This is a genomic window from Pseudomonas sp. UM16 (genome assembly GCF_050312595.1).
Taxonomy (GTDB): domain Bacteria; phylum Pseudomonadota; class Gammaproteobacteria; order Pseudomonadales; family Pseudomonadaceae; genus Aquipseudomonas.
Genome location: NZ_JBNPJT010000115.1, coordinates 1 through 203, shown reverse-complemented (window position 1 = coordinate 203; position 203 = coordinate 1). Strand labels below are relative to the sequence as shown.

At 58.1% G+C, this 203-nt stretch carries 1 pseudogene; it reads left to right on the top strand.

The window, feature by feature from the left end:
* Positions 1-203 (top strand): annotated as a pseudogene (locus ACQRAX_RS25815) (hypothetical protein); the annotation flags it as partial.

The following is a 203-nucleotide window of genomic DNA, read 5'->3' as shown; positions in this document are numbered from 1 at the left end:
CCTGACGCACTGATATTGGGGGCTTGTATTACAGGCCTCCCTATCTGCTTTGTAATCCAGGGCCTGTTCCGCGAAGTGCCACTCCCCGTACGTTTCAACCGACAACGCCGCGAGGTGTGTGTACCACAAGCAGATGGCGAGTACTGGATTGTCCCTTGGGAAAGCGTGACGGCGGCGGCGACGCAACATTCGTCGGTGAGCCA